The organism is Pseudomonas sp. GL_093 (assembly GCF_057837605.1).
In genome coordinates this window covers 3,966,833-3,982,910 of the sequence record NZ_CM174448.1, presented here as the reverse complement: position 1 = coordinate 3,982,910, position 16,078 = coordinate 3,966,833, and the positions used below count along the sequence as shown (strand labels likewise).

At 57.2% G+C, this 16,078-nt stretch carries 12 protein-coding genes and 1 pseudogene; 6 read left to right on the top strand and 7 right to left on the bottom strand.

Annotated features, from left to right (window positions below; translation table 11 throughout):
* Positions 1–11 precede the first annotated feature (11 nt).
* Complete coding sequence (locus tag AC3IUE_RS18180; protein ID WP_046047403.1) at positions 12–1,343, bottom strand: MFS transporter; 1,332 nt, start codon at positions 1,341–1,343, stop codon at positions 12–14.
* A gap of 211 nt (positions 1,344–1,554) precedes the next feature.
* Between AC3IUE_RS18180 and AC3IUE_RS18175 the strand changes: the two genes are divergently transcribed.
* Positions 1,555–2,592 carry a LacI family DNA-binding transcriptional regulator gene (locus tag AC3IUE_RS18175; protein WP_489263186.1) on the top strand — a complete coding sequence of 346 codons (1,038 nt, stop codon included), beginning with the start codon at positions 1,555–1,557 and terminating at the stop codon, positions 2,590–2,592.
* A 72-nt stretch (positions 2,593–2,664) separates the two neighbouring features.
* Here the strand turns inward: AC3IUE_RS18175 and AC3IUE_RS18170 are convergent, their stop codons facing one another.
* Positions 2,665–3,579 carry a LysR family transcriptional regulator gene (locus AC3IUE_RS18170; protein ID WP_489263185.1) on the bottom strand — a complete coding sequence of 305 codons (915 nt, stop codon included), beginning with the start codon at positions 3,577–3,579 and terminating at the stop codon, positions 2,665–2,667.
* A 329-nt stretch (positions 3,580–3,908) separates the two neighbouring features.
* Between AC3IUE_RS18170 and AC3IUE_RS18165 the strand changes: the two genes are divergently transcribed.
* From AC3IUE_RS18165 to AC3IUE_RS18155, 3 genes and pseudogenes are all read left to right on the top strand, one after another.
* On the top strand, positions 3,909–5,402 hold the full coding sequence (locus AC3IUE_RS18165) for a purine-cytosine permease family protein (RefSeq protein WP_489263184.1): 1,494 nt from the start codon (positions 3,909–3,911) through the stop codon (positions 5,400–5,402).
* A 50-nt stretch (positions 5,403–5,452) separates the two neighbouring features.
* Positions 5,453–6,289, top strand: coding sequence for a nitrilase family protein (locus AC3IUE_RS18160; protein WP_489263183.1), 837 nt, complete (start codon positions 5,453–5,455; stop codon positions 6,287–6,289).
* A gap of 47 nt (positions 6,290–6,336) precedes the next feature.
* Positions 6,337–6,860: pseudogene (locus tag AC3IUE_RS18155) on the top strand (transposase); the annotation flags it as partial.
* A gap of 232 nt (positions 6,861–7,092) precedes the next feature.
* On the opposite strand, the gene AC3IUE_RS18150 reads toward AC3IUE_RS18155, so the two are convergent.
* The 4 genes from AC3IUE_RS18150 to AC3IUE_RS18135 form a co-directional block, all read right to left on the bottom strand.
* Complete coding sequence (locus AC3IUE_RS18150; RefSeq protein ID WP_489263181.1) at positions 7,093–8,751, bottom strand: arylsulfatase; 1,659 nt, start codon at positions 8,749–8,751, stop codon at positions 7,093–7,095.
* A gap of 864 nt (positions 8,752–9,615) precedes the next feature.
* Positions 9,616–10,236, bottom strand: coding sequence for a glutathione S-transferase family protein (locus AC3IUE_RS18145; protein WP_489263180.1), 621 nt, complete (start codon positions 10,234–10,236; stop codon positions 9,616–9,618).
* 98 nt (positions 10,237–10,334) lie between these two features.
* A complete protein-coding gene (locus AC3IUE_RS18140; protein WP_489263179.1) occupies positions 10,335–11,216 on the bottom strand; it encodes an NmrA family NAD(P)-binding protein in 882 nt (293 codons plus the stop codon).
* 58 nt (positions 11,217–11,274) lie between these two features.
* The gene (locus AC3IUE_RS18135) at positions 11,275–11,916 is read right to left on the bottom strand and encodes an HD domain-containing protein (RefSeq protein WP_223512505.1); all 642 of its coding nucleotides are present in this window, start codon (positions 11,914–11,916) and stop codon (positions 11,275–11,277) included.
* Between the two features lie 105 nt (positions 11,917–12,021).
* On the opposite strand from AC3IUE_RS18135, the gene AC3IUE_RS18130 reads away from it, so the two are divergent.
* Positions 12,022–13,065: a GlxA family transcriptional regulator gene (locus tag AC3IUE_RS18130; protein WP_489263178.1), complete on the top strand. Its 1,044-nt coding sequence runs from the start codon at positions 12,022–12,024 to the stop codon at positions 13,063–13,065.
* 282 nt (positions 13,066–13,347) lie between these two features.
* The gene (locus AC3IUE_RS18125; RefSeq protein ID WP_489263177.1) at positions 13,348–14,220 is read left to right on the top strand and encodes a DNA/RNA non-specific endonuclease; all 873 of its coding nucleotides are present in this window, start codon (positions 13,348–13,350) and stop codon (positions 14,218–14,220) included.
* Positions 14,221–14,458: 238 nt separating this feature from the next.
* Here the strand turns inward: AC3IUE_RS18125 and AC3IUE_RS18120 are convergent, their stop codons facing one another.
* Positions 14,459–16,039: an aldehyde dehydrogenase (NADP(+)) gene (locus AC3IUE_RS18120; RefSeq protein ID WP_489263176.1), complete on the bottom strand. Its 1,581-nt coding sequence runs from the start codon at positions 16,037–16,039 to the stop codon at positions 14,459–14,461.
* Positions 16,040–16,078: the final 39 nt, after the last annotated feature.

Genomic DNA, 16,078 nt, shown 5'->3' with positions numbered 1-16,078 from the left:
AAACAACTCCATCAAACTGCTGCGGGTAAAGGGGAAGGGCTGGTTTGCCGACTGCCGGGACGCACCATCAGCATCGCGCTCATGCCCAGTGCAGTGGCCACTGCCGCTGCCACGAACATCGACGAGTAGCCATAGCGCACGGTCAGGTAGCCGGTCAGCATTGGCGCGATGAACGAAGCGGTGTTGGCGATGAAATGGGTCATGCCGCTGTAGGCACCGACCCGGTTGGACGGCGCGGTGTCGATCACCACGGCCCAGTAAACCGAGTTGGGCAGCGCGTTGAGGGCGTTGGCCAGGGTCATCAGGGCAATCACGCCCCACACGGTCTGGGCCTGCGATACCAGTATGAAACAGAGCGTGGTCAACAGCAGGCAGGTCGCGGCCAGCCAGCTGCGTGCCACCTTCAGGTTGCCGGTGCGGCGCAACAGCAGGTCAGAGAGCTTGCCGCCCAGTAGCACGGTGAAGCAGGCGCCGGTCCACGGAATCATGCCCATGTACCACAGCGACGACAGGTTGTAGTGGAACTCGTCCTGCAGGTATTTGGGGGTCCAGGTCAGCAGCAGAAACGTTACGTACACGAACGAGAAGTAACCGACCGCATTGAGTATCAGGTCTTTGTTCTTGAAGAAATGCCATACCGGCGCAACGCTGGTGGTCGGGGTTGAAGCATTGGCTGCCGCGGCGCGTTCCCGTCGCAGGAAGTCGAGCTCGGCCTTGGATACCCGCGGGTTCTCATCGGGGGTGTTGGTGAAGCGCGTCATGAAGAAAATCAGCAGCGCCAGGCTGACCACGCCCAGCACCACGAACATGCTGCGCCAGCCGCCAGTCAGGGTTTGCAGACCTACCGCTACCGGGGCGGTGAGCAGCGCGCCCAGTGGTGTGCTGAGCAGTCCGACCGAGACCACGAAGCCGCGCTCTTTGGGCGTGGCCCAGTTGGCCACGCTTTTGTTGATCACCGAGTAGGCCGGGCCTTCGGCAAAGCCGAACAGCACGCGGATAGTGGCGAAACCGGCCATGGCCGAGCCTCCCATGAATGCCAGCCCGAGGTCACCGGCAAACGCGGTGGCGATCTCGAAAATCGACCAGGTGGCCCCCGCAATCAGCCAGATGCGCTTGGCACCAAAGTGGTCGGCCAGGATGCCGCCGATCAACGCCCCGAGGATGTAGCCGTAACCGAAGTAACCCAGGACTTTGCCCCAGTCGGCCTTGTCGAAACCGTACTCCGGGAGAATGCTCGCCGAGGCATAGGCAATCGCGCCGCGGTCAATGTAGTTGAGCAGTGCCATCAGCATGATCAGGAAGAAAATCTGGTAGCGGAAAGACGGAATAGCTGCGCTCTTCATAGGGATCTGACTCTTCAAAATGATGGCAGAAGTCAAAAAGTCGGCCGCGTCCGGCGTATTTTTATTGTGTTACCCAAACGTTTGGGTTGCCGAAATGTAGATACAGGAAAAGCTTTAGTCAATCGTTTGGGTAAAGGTTTTTTTTCCGGGAAGAGGTCCCGGTTGAGGTAGAATCGCGCGCTGAATAATGCACGGTGGAAGACTCTCAAACATGCCGAATCAATCTCGTCCCGCCACCCTGAAGTCCATGGCGACTGCACTCGGGTTGCACGTCTCCACGGTGTCGCGGGTGCTCAATGGCGACCCGACCGGAGTCGAGCGAGCGGCGTCGGCTGAGGTGGTGGAGCGTATCCGTGCGCTGGCCAAGGAGCTGGATTATCGGCCGAACACGCAGGCATCCAACCTGAAATTGCGCAAAAGTCAGGAGATCTGCGTACTTATGCCACGCCTCACCGACCTGGTGATGGCGACCATTTATGACAGCATCGACAGCGCGGCGGAGGAGGCCGGCTACCTCACGTTCGTCTCCAATACCGACGACCTGCAGCCGCGCCAACTGGCACGTGCCGAGCACGCCTTGCGCCGCTCAGTGGCCGGGCTGATCGTGGGTGACTCGCACGTGGGTGAAAGCCAGCCCCTACTCGATCTGCTCGCACGCAAACACATTCCCTACGTGCTGGTCAGCCGGCAGATTGCAGGACACCTCTCGGCGGCCAGCGACGACGAATTGGGCGGCTGGTTGGCGGCCGAACATTTGTATCAGCTGGGTTGTCGCGATGTGGCGATCCTGGCGGGTGAACGGCATGCGTCCACCGGGGCTGATCGTACCCGCGGATTCATCCGCTACTACCGTGAGCACGGCGTCGCCCTGCGCCCGGAGTGGATCCTCAATGGTCCTTTTGACAGCCACACCGGACACCAACAAGGCGAGTATCTGCTGGGGCTCAACCCACGCCCTCAGGCGTTTTTCGCGGTCAACGACTTCCTTGCCATTGGCCTGATGGGCGCCGCCCGTGACAAAGGGTTGCAGCCGGGCAGGGACATTGCCGTCGTCGGCTTCAACGACATCCCGCTAGCCAATGAACTCATCGTTCCACTGACCAGCGTGCGCCTGCAGATGGCACAGATGGGGCGGCATGCGGTTGAGTTGCTGCTCAAGCGCATCAAGGGCGAGGCCGCAGAGTCGATCATCCTTGCGCCGCAGTTGCAGGTGCGGGCGAGTTCCTCGCTGTTGCGCCGTGATAACTGAGGAAACTGGCGACTGATCGAAGTACAGGTTTCCTTCGGGTAAAACTGAGTCGGAGTTAGTCAGATCAAGTTGTCAGGCGCTTACCGATTTCGCCCCAAAAATGTCGATCAACTCTGTTAAGAAGCTGCTCACCACCTCGCTCTGGCGAGTCGAGTGTCGAACCGCTGCATGAAAGACGACCTCATAGCGCAACTGCTCAGGGTTAAGTGAGTGCAACTGCCCTAACGCTTCATGCTTGGCGCCGTAAAACTGCGGCAGAAAACCCAAGTGTTGGCCCGACAGGATGAGCAAAGCGGCCCCGTCCATACTGTCGGTAAGCGCCGTCAAACGTTCAAGGGACGTGGGTGCCGGCATTTCTGGTAACGGGTGGCTGGGCCAAACCCAGTCGTACTCCCGAACATCCTCGCTATTGATCGCCCCAACCTTTTCAAAAAGAGGATGCGTGGGGCCGCAATAGGCCATTTGTGCTTCGTTAAACAGTGGGAAGTAATCGATGTTAGGTAGTCGGCGCCAGAAATAGCCTATCGCCAGATCGAGATGACCATTGATCAGTTTCTCTTCCAGGAACGATGACGACAGTTCCGTAAAGTGAAAGTAAAGCCCTTCGTGGTCGGATCGTAATCGGGCGATGGCCAAGGCAATTTTTTTATTGACCGCAGGATCGATCTGGCCCAGTAACCCGATATTGATGTTGCCGGTGATCTTGCGATTGATGTGCTGGACTTCAATGCGAAATCCTTCCGTTGCGGCCATCAATCGGCGGGCTGCATCGAGGAACTGGCTCCCCTTGGGCGTGACAGAAAAACCTGCACGCCCTCGCTCGCAAAGGCGAAATCCGAGCCTGGCTTCCAGCGTGGCCAATTGCGCGCTGATGGTCGGTTGCGTGGTATTGAGCGCCGTTTGTGCTGCCGAAATCCCCCCCGCCTCAACGACGGCGAGAAACACCCGGATCAAGCGTAGATCCAGTTCCGATACAGATCCCAGCATACATGCTCCCGATAGATCAGCTACATAGACGAACATCTATGTAAACAGTTGGCCTGCGATATTTAACAGTTTCGATCAAATCCATACATTTCAAAGGCCCGGTACTCAGCCTGAATGCTAGAGAGTGTTAGCGGGTGCGTCGTGGTACTGGCGGGCAATGATAGGTCGTGATTGGGGGCGGTTACCACAACGTTTCATTGACCACATCGCGAGTTTTTTGGAGCGCAATCTGATCTGGAAGTCGAGCAAGGGTAGCCGTCGACACGCACTGACAGCTCTACCCATATAAAAACAATTTCACTATCGATTCCAAGCAAAAGGAGAGTCGTATGTCCGAGACCAAGAGTTCAGCGCGCGCCATCGAGACGGGCGGGGGAATGGCCATCGAAGGCCACTCGATCGATTACATTCCGGAAAACGAACGGCACGCCAAACTCAGCAACCAGGGCCCATTCTGGTTTTTGGGGAACTTCCACTTTTTCACCATTTCCATTGGTTTTGTTGGCCCAAGCCTGGGACTGTCCGCACTGTGGGCTACCTTGGCGGGTACGCTCGGTATCATGTTCGGCACCATTTTTATGGCTTTTCACGGCTCTCAGGGGCCTGAGATGGGCCTTCCGCAAATGATCCAGTCGCGCGCCCAATTCGGCTATCGCGGCGTGATCCTCGCATTGATGGCGACGATGTTTGTGTTCGTCGGCTTCAACGTGGTGAACGTTACGCTCATCATGGGTGGCCTCAAGCATGTCTTCGGACTCGATCCAACCATTGTGGCCGTCACGGTGGTGGTGATCGGTGCGTTGCTGGCGATCTACGGCCACGACATGATGCACAAGGCATTCAAATGGGCGCTGCTGGCCACCTTGCCGGTTTATACGCTCGTCACCATCGCCTTGATGTTTGGCGCAGGCCAAAGTGACGTCGCTCCTGCAACTACCCTCGGCTTCAACTGGGTCGCGTTTGCCAGCATGTTTGCTATTGGTGCCAGCTACAACATCTCTTATGCGCCGTACGTGTCCGATTACTCACGTTATCTGCCTAAAAACACCAGTCGTACCAAACTGATTACCGCCTTGTTTCTGGGGGCATCCTTGTCGGGCGGCTGGATGATCGGTCTTGGTGCCTGGCTTGCGCAGCAGTTGCAGGCGACTGATGCACTGGTTGCGCTGAATCAGGTCGGCTCCTCAATGTTCCCTGGCTTGGGCAACTCACTGGTGCTGTTGTCGGTTGTGGGCTTCCTGCCGATCATCGCGCTCAACACCTACAGCGCTATGCTGACGCTGCTGACCGGTGTCGACTCCATCAAAAAAATCACCCCGACGCCTCGCGCTCGTGTGATGTCGATCTTTGCCATTAGCGTCATCCTGCTGGTTTGCGTGCTGTCGATCAAAGGTGATGGTGTCGCGCTGTTGAATACCTTCCTGGTCGTGCTGTTGTATTTCCTGGTGCCATGGACTGCTGTCAACCTGGTGGATTACTTCTTTGTTCGTAAAGGCCGCTACGCCATCCCCCATTTTTTTACTCCCAAGGGCATTTACGGCGCTTGGCAATTTCGCGGGATTGTTTCGTACCTGATCGGATTCGCCGCCATGGTGCCGTTTTTCTACATCTTTGACGCCACCGCCGGCAAGGAAGTGTTCGTCGGCCCTATGGCGCGCCAGCTCGAAGGCGTCGACATTGCCTGGCTGGTGGGTCTGCTGGTCTCTGGCCTGACCTATTTCATACTCAGTCGTTCGATCGATCTTGAGTCCGAACGCCGGATCATCGATTCAATCACCGAAAGCGATATCGTCTCGATGGCTCAAACGTCGACGGAAAAATGAGCGTTGATAACCGCCAGCGAACGCATGTTCTAACAATGGAAGTCTGCACAATGAACACACCCAAAAGTATCACCGTCGCGTGCTGCCAACTGGCGCCGAAGATCGGCGATCTTGTCTACAACCGGACACTCACCGAACGGGCGATCCGTTCGGCAGCTTCCCTCGGCGCCCAGGTGGTGGTGCTGCCCGAATTGGTGCAGAGCGGTTACCTCCTTGCTGACCGTAACGAAGCGCTGTTCTCGTCTGAATCGACAGATGGGCCGACCATACGCTTGTGGGAAGCACTGGCCCGCGAATTGGAGATCGTTATCGTCGCGGGATTCTGCGAGCGGCTGGAGGGCTATGAGGTGGCCAACAGTGCGGCAATGATCGATGCTCAAGGATTGCGCGCGGTATACCGAAAGGCTCATCTCTGGGGCGCGGAAAACTCGATTTTCAGCGCCGGAAGCGAGCAGCCGCCGGTGGTGGACACTGCTTTTGGGCGAATCGGCATGATGATCTGTTACGACCTGGAGTTTCCTGAGTGGGTACGGCTACCGGCATTGGCGGGTGCGGAGCTGCTCTGCGCGCCCGTCAATTGGCCCGATGGCCCACGACCGGAAACCGAACGTCCAACTGAAGTCATACGCGTTCAGGCCAATGCGGCGGTCAACCGCATGTTCCTCGCCGCGTGTGATCGCCATGGCCACGAGCGCGGGGTCGACTGGGTTCAGGGATCGGTCATCGTCGACGCCGACGGTTATCCTCTGACGGGGCCGATGGAGCTGGCAGGCGAGCAGATTTTGCTGGCGACGATGAACCTCGCCGAAGCGCGTAACAAGCGCATTGGTGACCAGAACGACGTGCATCGCGATCGTCGTCCTCAACTCTATAGCAACCCGCTCTAATAACAGGCAATAGGGGGCGCACGGGCAACTTAGCGTGTGCGCCGCGCCGGCTTAAAGCAAAGATAGAAGCACTGAAAAAGCAGATGCAGAAACTCAAGGAAATCGAGGCGCAGCTCCACGAAAGTCCAGACCAGCAGATCTCCCTCACAGACCCAGATGCACGCTCAATGGCCACGAGCGGCCGAGGCACCGGAACGGTTGGCTACAACGTACAAACAGCTGTCGATGAGCAAGCCGGCATCACTACTTTCGTACCGAAACCCCTGACATCTGGCAGCAAAGCCGAAGGCAGATTCGGCAAGCAGGATTTCATCTATCTTATTGCGTCGGACGAGTATCGATGCCCTGCGGGGCAGTTACCAGGCGGCATTCGTCGACGGAAGACGGCATGTTAATGCATTGTTACTACTTCTCGGGCTGCCAGTCCTGCTCAATGCAAAAGCAATGTACGACGGGTAAGGAACGCCGTGTGAAGCGCTGGGAACATGAGGCGGTAGTCGACGCGATGCAGGTTCGGCTGGAGCATGATCCGGGGAAGATCAAGGTTCGCCGCCAGACTGTTGAGCATCCTTAATGAGATGGTCAGCCCGGCGAGAACCTCGCGACTCTCAGTTTCCGACATTTCTAGCGCGTTTTCACACAGCCTGGACCCATTGCAGACATTCAGAAAACGCCAAGTCATGTTTTAAGTTCTGAGTTTCTAGAAAGTGCACTGGTCAGCCGTTACGTTGAAAAGCTAACCAGATGACATCAGTTCGTAAAGTGGCGACCTCTGATAAGGCCGCCGCTCATTGCCTGGTTAACTAATTACCGGCTGGCATCGGCAGGTGAATCCCCTCCTTCTGCAATTCTTCTCGAACCGACTGGAATTTCTGGTATTTGGACAGTTCGATCGGCCCGTCATAGGTCATGCTTTGCATCTTGCGTGGAGGGTATTTGATATAGGTCTGCATGAGCTTGTTGATTGCCTGACTGATGGGCACCATCGTCCAGGTGCGCTCGGTGACGTTGCTCATGAAGATGTCGTAACGTTCCTGAGGATCTTGTAGCAAATCGAAGACCTGCGGCACCGTTGCCACGTATTTTGTGGCACCTTTCCAGCCCAAGTTGGTGTCCACGGCCAAGCCACCAGTTTGGGCACCATCGTCGCCGCGCAGGTTGAAGACGGCTTTGAAGTTGCCAACACGGGCAGCGCCGGGCGACAGCTCGTTCTCGGTAAAGTAGAACCACTCTTTACGCGGATCAGGGCCGGTTCCGAGTATTACGGGGGTCATGTCGTAACTGTCGAAATAAATGGGCTGACCCTCGCGATCTTTCTCAGGCATCTTTATTCCGGCAACCGAGGCGAATGTGGCCATCAGATCGAGGCCGCCGAGGATGTCGTGGTTTTTCGCATTGGGTTTGATTTTGCCTGGCCAGGCCATGATCGCCGGAACCCGGTTACCACCTTCACGTACTGTGCCTTTGGTGCCACGGAATGGCGTGTAACCGGCATCCGGGTAAACGTCCTGCCAGGCGCCGTTGTCCGTGGTGTAAACCACCAAGGTGTTTTTATCCATCCCCAGTGCCTTGAGCTTGGCCATGATGCGGCCAATGCGGGCATCGAGTTCAACCACCGAGTCGGCGTACTTGGATTTGGAGATCGACTTATGGACGAACTCCGGTGCCGGCATGTTCGGCTGGTGCACTTTCATGAAGTTGATATTAATAAAGAATGGCTTGTCCGATTTGGAGGCCGTGTCGAGGAACTCGAGTGCAGCTTTCTCGACATAACTGTCAAAGAAAGGAATCCCGACCACGCCTGGCTTGCCATCGACCACCGGCGTATCAACATACTGACCATTGATCTTGAACTCTTCGACAGGCTTTTCGCCGGCCTTACCCGAAAGCGCGCCTTTGGTTACCTGGGCGAACATTGCACGGGTGTCCGGATCCATGTCGGGGAACCACTCCGGATCGGCGTAGGTGTAGGCATTGAGGTGATAGAGGCCGACGTATTTCATGACGTCGTAACCTTGGGCATTGGGCATTGCATAGTCGGCTTCGCCCAAGTGCCACTTGCCGGTGAAATAGGTTTCATAGCCACCGGTCTTGAGCACCGAGGCCAGCGTCCACTCCGCCGCTGGCAAACCACCGCCTTGGCCCTGGAAAGCCACGGTTGTCATGCCGCTGCGGTTGGGGATGCGCCCGGTTTGCATGGCAGCCCGGCCCGGTGTGCAGCTGGGTTGGGCATAGAATGAGTAAAAGGTTGTACCTTCTGCGGCCAGTTCATCAATGCTGGGTGTCGGCATGCCTCGACCGACACCTCCACCGTAAGGCCCCAGGTCACCGTAGCCAGTGTCATCGGAGACGATAAACAGGATGTTGGGCTTTTCTGTTTGTGCGGCTTGGGCAAGACTATTGAGCGCTATCAGTAATGAGCAAGCAATGTAAAACCTGGTGCGATGCGGGAGCTGTTTCATAGCGTCGTTCCTTATCGAGAGACGATCCTTGTTGCTGCTACTCAAACATCAAGTACGCAACGACCAGGATCCCGGTGAGTACCACCCCCCAAACCATGCCAATGGACAGTTCAAGGGGGTCAACTAACCCAGCGATAGGACTGTTACTACTCAAGGCGCCCGCAAAAGCCTAGTACGGTTATTTTCATTGCGCGCGTTTCTGGTGAGGAATTTCAACATCGTTGGTTGATAACATCGCTCACTGAAACGTTATTGTCTGGCTTGATATGGATTTGAAGTGTCCAAGCAAAAAAATAGAAAAGCTGCGAATGTCACCTGACAGTGACTGCTTTTGGCTGTGGATTCAACCGGTCGGCACAGGCAGCTTCGCGTCGACACAGTCGATTGTGAATTAACCGGTGAGTGGGATAGGGGGGCTTGTCGGCGGGGACGGATCTCGACCTGAACGTGAGCAATTGATGCGTTCGGGTTAATGACATACTCCCGATGGACTATGAACAGAACCCAATAGCTTGCGTTCGAATTTCTTCTTTTTTTTTGCTCTTGAAACACCCCAAAAACAAGTCCATTCCTGCTTCAGGAACAAAAGAAACCCCTAGATTTCAATGGCTCGGACGCTGGATGCGAGTCTCGTTTCCCGCTCCAAGCATTAAAAAATGGATCTCTGAAAAGAGGTCCATTTTTTTTCGTCCAAAGAAAAGTCTTTCTTTGACTTTTGCCGCGCCCACCTTGGGAAAACTCAGATCCAGTCGCCGATGGGGGCGCGGATCAATGCCCCTGGCGACCAGCGCCCTGGCAACATCACGTAAGGCGCGTGCATCCCGCAAACCTTTAGCGCACACAATAAGGTCTGCCGGGTAGCGCTTAGTGATTTTGAAACGCTTTCAGTCCTCGCTGTACTGCGGGCCTGGCTTCGATCGCGTCGAACCAGCGTGATAAGCGTGAAAGCACTGCCCAATCCAGCCGGTCACGCATTGATGCCGCAATGGTGAAAGCAGAGATGTCCGCCATGGAAAACTGATCTCCGGCCATAAAGTCTCCGGTAAGAAACCGTTCTGCATAGACAAGTTGTTCAATGACGCGCAGATCGATGACTGTGGCCGCATCAATCAATCCCGCTTGGCGCAGGAAAAATGCCGCATGGCTGGGCCCGATTACGTCCGTTACGAAAAAGAAGTAACGATCGAACACCCTGTCGCGCTCTGGTCCAGGATGCGCGGGTACGAGTCGACCGGGAGCTTTGGCATCAGCGAACTGAATGATTGCGTTTGATTGGTTGATGACCAGTGCCGGTGTCGACGTATGGTCGACCAGGGTGGGGACTTTTCCTGCCGGATTAAGCGCCAGGTACGCCAAGTCGCGCTGCTCATTCGCTTGCAGATTCAGTCTCCGTGCCGTGTAGGGGATACCTGCTTCTTCCAAGGCTATCGCAGCCCTCAGACTGTTGCCGGTATGAGCGCCATACAGCTCGATTTTTGGGTTCATCAGGCACTCCATTGGAAATGAATGGGCAATCATTGGATGCTAAGTGAAAAGCGGCGTATGCGTATGTCTTCAAGACCAAGTGCATACGCCCATAGCGATCACACCTCGAACGCTTGCCGGTTTGCGCGTACGAAGTCAGCCACCGTTTGTGGCGCTTGTCCGGTGATTTCGCCGATAACTCTGTCCTCACCGCTAAAGATTCCATTCTGGTAGTCGACCGCGACTGCAAGGAAGTGCTGGATCACAAACTCCGGCAGATCGTAGGTCTGCAGATGCTGGCGATACTCTTCCAGGGTCGAAGGGCTGTAGGTGATGGTGCGACCTGTGATGCCGCTGATTTCGTCGGCAATCTGTTGATGGTTCAGCTCGACAGGGCCGTACAGCGGATAGGTTTTCCCGATATGGCCAGACGGCTGTGTGAGAACGGCGGCGATTAGCCGCGCCTGGTCTTCAGCGGCGATGGGTGCATGTCGGCCGGTGCCGTATGGCAGCGTGATCTTGTTCTCCTTCACGATTTGATCCAGCACCCACGGAAAGATCAGCCACTCGGAAAAGAACGTCGGGCGGATGTGCACGGTGGGTACGCCCGACCAGTCGAGTACGCGCTCTGCAATCCAGTGGTCGCGCGCGGCGTGACTCAGAGAGTCTTCCCGAGCAGAAATCTGCGACATTTCCACAACGACCTCGACGCCGGCTCGCCGGGCGGCATCGGCAAAATAGGCAGTCGCCTGAATGTAGCCAGGACGCACGGGATAGCACAGGTAGGCGCCTGTGACCCCCTCCATCGCACGAATGATGTCGTCATGTTCAAGGAGATCGCCCACAAATATTTCGGCGCCCTCGCTTTGGAGCGCTGCGCTGCGCTCGTCCTCCTGGTGCACAAAAGCCCGAACCGCATGACCTCCGTCGAGAAGGTGGCGAATGGTGTAGACGCCGGTTTTTCCTGTAGCGCCGGTGACGAGGTATTTACGTTGCTGCATGGTGAATACTCCACAGTAAAGGAACACACATTGCTTGCGCCGATATCACGTATCGCCGTCAGCTATCGAAAGGAGCGTGATCAATCAGGTCGCACACATTCGGGCAATCGAACCCGTGCACGTGACGACGTCCGACATCCGCAAGCCCAGTGCCAATCGCCGTGTGAGGTTTCTTCCGGGCCACTTCAGCGACCGCTTGGGTAAACGCGGCTTTCATTCCAATGCGGGGGTAGAGGGCGAGGGTATCCTCGACCAGCGATGGCGTGATTTCTTCCAGCCGTAATCCCATCACGTCGACATGGGCGCCCATGTAGATCAGGGCGATCTCTGGCTGTTTGCGGTCGGCGATGCCGGCGCTGGAGTGAAGTGCGATCGCATCCCAAACCAGCTCGGCTTTCGATTCCGGGTAACCGTTTTCCAGCAGGAAGCGGCTGGCAGCGTCGGCGCCGTCGACCTCAAAACGTTGGTCGGCTGCAAATTCGTACGTCAGACCCAGGTCGTGCAGCAGTGCGGCGAGATAGACGGCCTCGCGGTCGTATTTCAGGCCTCGCTGCTGGCCGAGGAATTCGGCAAACCACCACGTGCGATGCACATGGTGCAGGAGCGCTGTCGAGTGAACGCGTTCGACGAGGAAGGAGGCCTTACGGGCGAGTTCAGAGTCTGGAGCGCTGAAGCCGCCGATAATCACAGGGGTACTCATGTTTGCTCCCGGGGGATGAAGTGGGTTCGCAGTTCATTCTAAATAGTTGCAATTGGCAAAATTGACTATATTAAGATGATTTGTGCCAATATCCGTGCCAGGCCAATGCGGGAGATCGCTGTGAGAACAACGACGAAATCAAAACATTCCTTCCTCGGCGTGACGCAAAAACGAGTGGTGATTTTGGGTTTGCCGCCCGTGGATTCGCTTGATGTGATCGGACCGGCAGAGGTGTTCGCCTATGCAAACAACCTGCACCGCGGCGACTCTGCTCCCTACGTACTTGAGCTCGTTTGCGCGGGTGCCAATGAACACCTGGAGAGCAGCACTGGCATCGCACTCATGGCGCACAAGACGCTTGAACAGGAGCGTCTTGAAAACAAGGCCATCGACACCTTGATCGTGACGTCGGGCTGGAAAGCCATGGATCAGCTGGATCAGACGGCCATCGAGTGGATCCGCACGCGAGCCAAGAGCATCAGGCGTGTGTGCTCGATCTGTGTCGGCGCGTTCGCCTTGGCCGAAACAGGGCTTTTGGACGGTCGAAAGGCAACCACTCACTGGCGGATGGCGCGCAGCCTGGCTGATCGCTATCCCAACGTGCAGGTGGATCCCAACCCGATTTGGGTCAAGGACGGCAACCTGTACACCTCGGCAGGCATCTCGGCGGGAATCGATCTTGCGCTCGCATTGGTCAGCGAAGACCTGGGTGACGACATCGCTTTGGAGGTCGCGAAAAATCTGGTTCTGTTTCTGCGACGTCCAGGCGGCCAGGCACAGTTCAGCGTCGCGCTCCAGTCGCAGCATGCGGCAGGTTCGAACCTGGATGAGTTATGCGTATGGATCAGTGAGCATCTACATTCGGAGCTGACGGTCGAGATACTTGCAGACAGGCTCGCCACCAGTGTGAGGACCTTGATTCGCATGTTTCAGAGGGAGTTCAAGACAACGCCTGCGAAGTACGTCGAGGACGTCCGGGTCGAAGCGGCCTGTCGGCAAATAGAGCTGGGAAGGCGCTCGATGGAAGAGGTTGCGCGCCGATGCGGCTACCACAGCGTCGACGTGCTCAGAAAAGCCTTCGTGCGACGCATGGGGGTAAGTCCGAAGGAATACGCACAACGTTTCGCGCCAGTTAACGAGCCCGCTTAGGCATGCCCAATGCTCATGAGCTTGGTCGAGCGGGCGGCTGATTCATTTGAGTCAGTAGAATGTAAACGCTGCTCAGCACTTATGTGACTTGTCATGGTCAATAAATCCCGCACGACCGTCAGCGGTCGTACTGCTCGGAGCCGACCGGATCCGCATCGGCATTTTGATCAAGGACAGTGAAAGCATGCTCGCCGCAAGATAATCAGCAACCGCCTCCACCCGGTTCCGTGAATCGGGACTCGCCGTACGTTTACCCCTCAATCCAATTCGAAGATTAAAAGCATGCACCTACGCAAAATTGCAGTTGGGCTGTCAGCCCTTGTTTTGCTCTCGACCGGGGCAGAAGCCCGTAGTCTGCTGGATCTCCTCAAGCCACCCACCCAGCATCAGGAACAAGCGTCCCACTCGGGTTCGATCAGCCAGAACGCGGCCCTGGACCTCTATTCAAACAAACAGAAGCAGGCATCGTTTGACGGTTGCGCAGAGCTGTTCCCGGCTGCGAAACCGATCAACATGGCCACAGTGCCTGCAACCATGAAGCCCTTGGCCCTGTGCTCTGACAACTTCGCGGTGCTGTACTCGCAAACCAGCAGGACGCCGCTGGTAGTGGTCGAACGCCTTAATGCCGCCCAGCTGCAGGATGCCAAAGGGGAGGAACGCACCAACCAGTTCTACCCGGACCCACGCATCCCCAAGAGTGGACGGGCAGAGTTGAGCGACTACCGTAGCCAACATCCGGCCGTGGACCGTGGCCATCAATCCCCGGCAGCCGATGCACCGAACCCCAATGCAATGGCCCAATCCTTTGCGCTATCGAACATGGTGCCGCAAGACCCAACCAACAACCGGAAGATCTGGAGCAAGGTCGAGGCGGATGTCAGAAAATTTGCCAAGCGAGCCGATGGCAATGTGTTTGTCTTTACCGGCCCGCTCTTTGACTCAGGCCACACCACCATCGGCGACAACAAGGTCTGGGTGCCGACCCGTTTGTTCAAGCTGGTTTACGACGCATCGTCCAAGCGTGCCTGGGCCTACGTATTACCCAACGCTGAAACCCGTATCGAGAGACCGATGGACTATGACGCTTTCGTGAAGAGTACCGGGCTCCACTTGCTGGGGAATCTACCGGTCACAGGTTCCGTAGGGCGCTCTTGATGGCTTGATGAATTGCACCTCAAAGGCTGGATGCATTTTTATCCATGCAGTCAGGTAAGAGCTCGCGCACACCATGAAAATCAGTTTGCTGTGCGCCGGGCACAAAACCCGAGAGCGCCACACGGCACATGTGGGAGCGGGCTTGCTCGCGAAGGCGGTAGGTCAGCTTGCATCCATGTTGGATGTGCCGCCGTCTTCGCGAGCAAGCCCGCTCCCACAAGGGGAAGGTGCTGGGCTGTTAAAGGGCGTCGCGGGACGGTTGGCCGTCCACTAATCGCTGAATACGCAGCGGATTGGCATTCTTCAACGCATCCGGCAGCAGGCTGTCGGGGTAGTTCTGGAAGCACACCGGGCGCAGAAAGCGGTCGATGGCCAAGGTGCCCACCGACGTACCGCGCGCATCGGAAGTTGCCGGATACGGCCCGCCGTGGACCATTGAATCGCAGACTTCCACGCCGGTCGGATAGCCGTTGAGCAGGATCCGTCCGACCTTCTGCTCCAGCAACGGCGTCAGCTCAGCGAACTGCTCAAAGTCCGCCGGCTCGCCAATGATCGTCGCCGTCAGCTGCCCATGCAGACCGTTCAACGCGGCACTCAGTTGCGCCTGATCGGCGACTTCGACAAACACCGTGGTCGGGCCGAACACTTCTTCCTGCAGCACTTCATCGCCATTGATCAACAGGCTGACATCGGCCTTGAACAGCTGCGGCTGGGCTTGATTCCCTGCCTGCGGGCTGCCGGCCAAGTGCTCGATGCCCGGATGGGCGAGCAACTTTTGCAGACCTTGGCCATAGCTGCTCAAGGTCCCGGCATTGAGCATGGTTTGCGCCGGCTGATCGCCGATCAGGCCCGCCACCTGTTGCATGAAGGCGCTGAACTGCGGTGAACGAATACCGATCACCAGCCCGGGATTGGTGCAGAACTGACCGCAGCCCTGAACCACCGAAGCGGTCAGGTCACGGGCGACCGATTCGGCGCGGGCTTGCAGTGCCTGCGGCAACACGATCACCGGGTTGATGCTCGACATTTCGGCGAACACCGGGATCGGTTGTGGACGCGCGGCGGCCATGTCACACAACGCACGACCGCCCTTGAGCGAACCGGTAAAGCCAACCGCCTGAATCGCCGGATGCTTGACCAGTGCTTCGCCAACCCCACCGCCGTAGATCATGTTGAACACGCCGGCCGGCATGCCGGTTTTTTCTGCGGCGCGGATGATCGCGTCGGCCACCCGTTCGGCTGTGGCCATGTGACCGCTGTGAGCCTTGAACACCACCGGGCAACCGGCGGCCAACGCCGACGCGGTGTCGCCGCCCGCCGTGGAAAACGCCAATGGAAAGTTGCTCGCACCAAACACCGCGACAGGTCCAAGGCCGATGCGGTACTGACGCAAATCCGGACGCGGCAACGGCTTGCGCTCGGGCAACGCCTGATCAATCCGCGCACCGTAGAAATCACCGCGACGCAGTACTTTGGCGAACAGACGCATCTGGCCGCTGGTGCGACCGCGCTCGCCTTGAATGCGTGCCGCTGGCAGCGCGGTTTCGCGGCAGACCAGCGCTACAAAGTCATCGCCCAACAGATCCAGCTCATCGGCAATGGCGTCGAGAAATTGCGCCCGGCGTTCGGCACTCAGGCTGCGATAGGCCGGGTAGGCCGCCGCGGCAGCCTTGGCGGCGGCATCGACTTCTTCGAGGGTGGCCTGGTAAAAATCGTGAGGCAACGCTTCGCCGGTGCTGGCATCAACGCTGTTGACGATGATAGTGCCGGCAGCGCTGCGCTGACCGGCGATGTAGTTGTGGCCGATGATCGTGGGCATTTCTGGCTCCAGAAAAGAATGTTCGAAACCCCCTTTCGG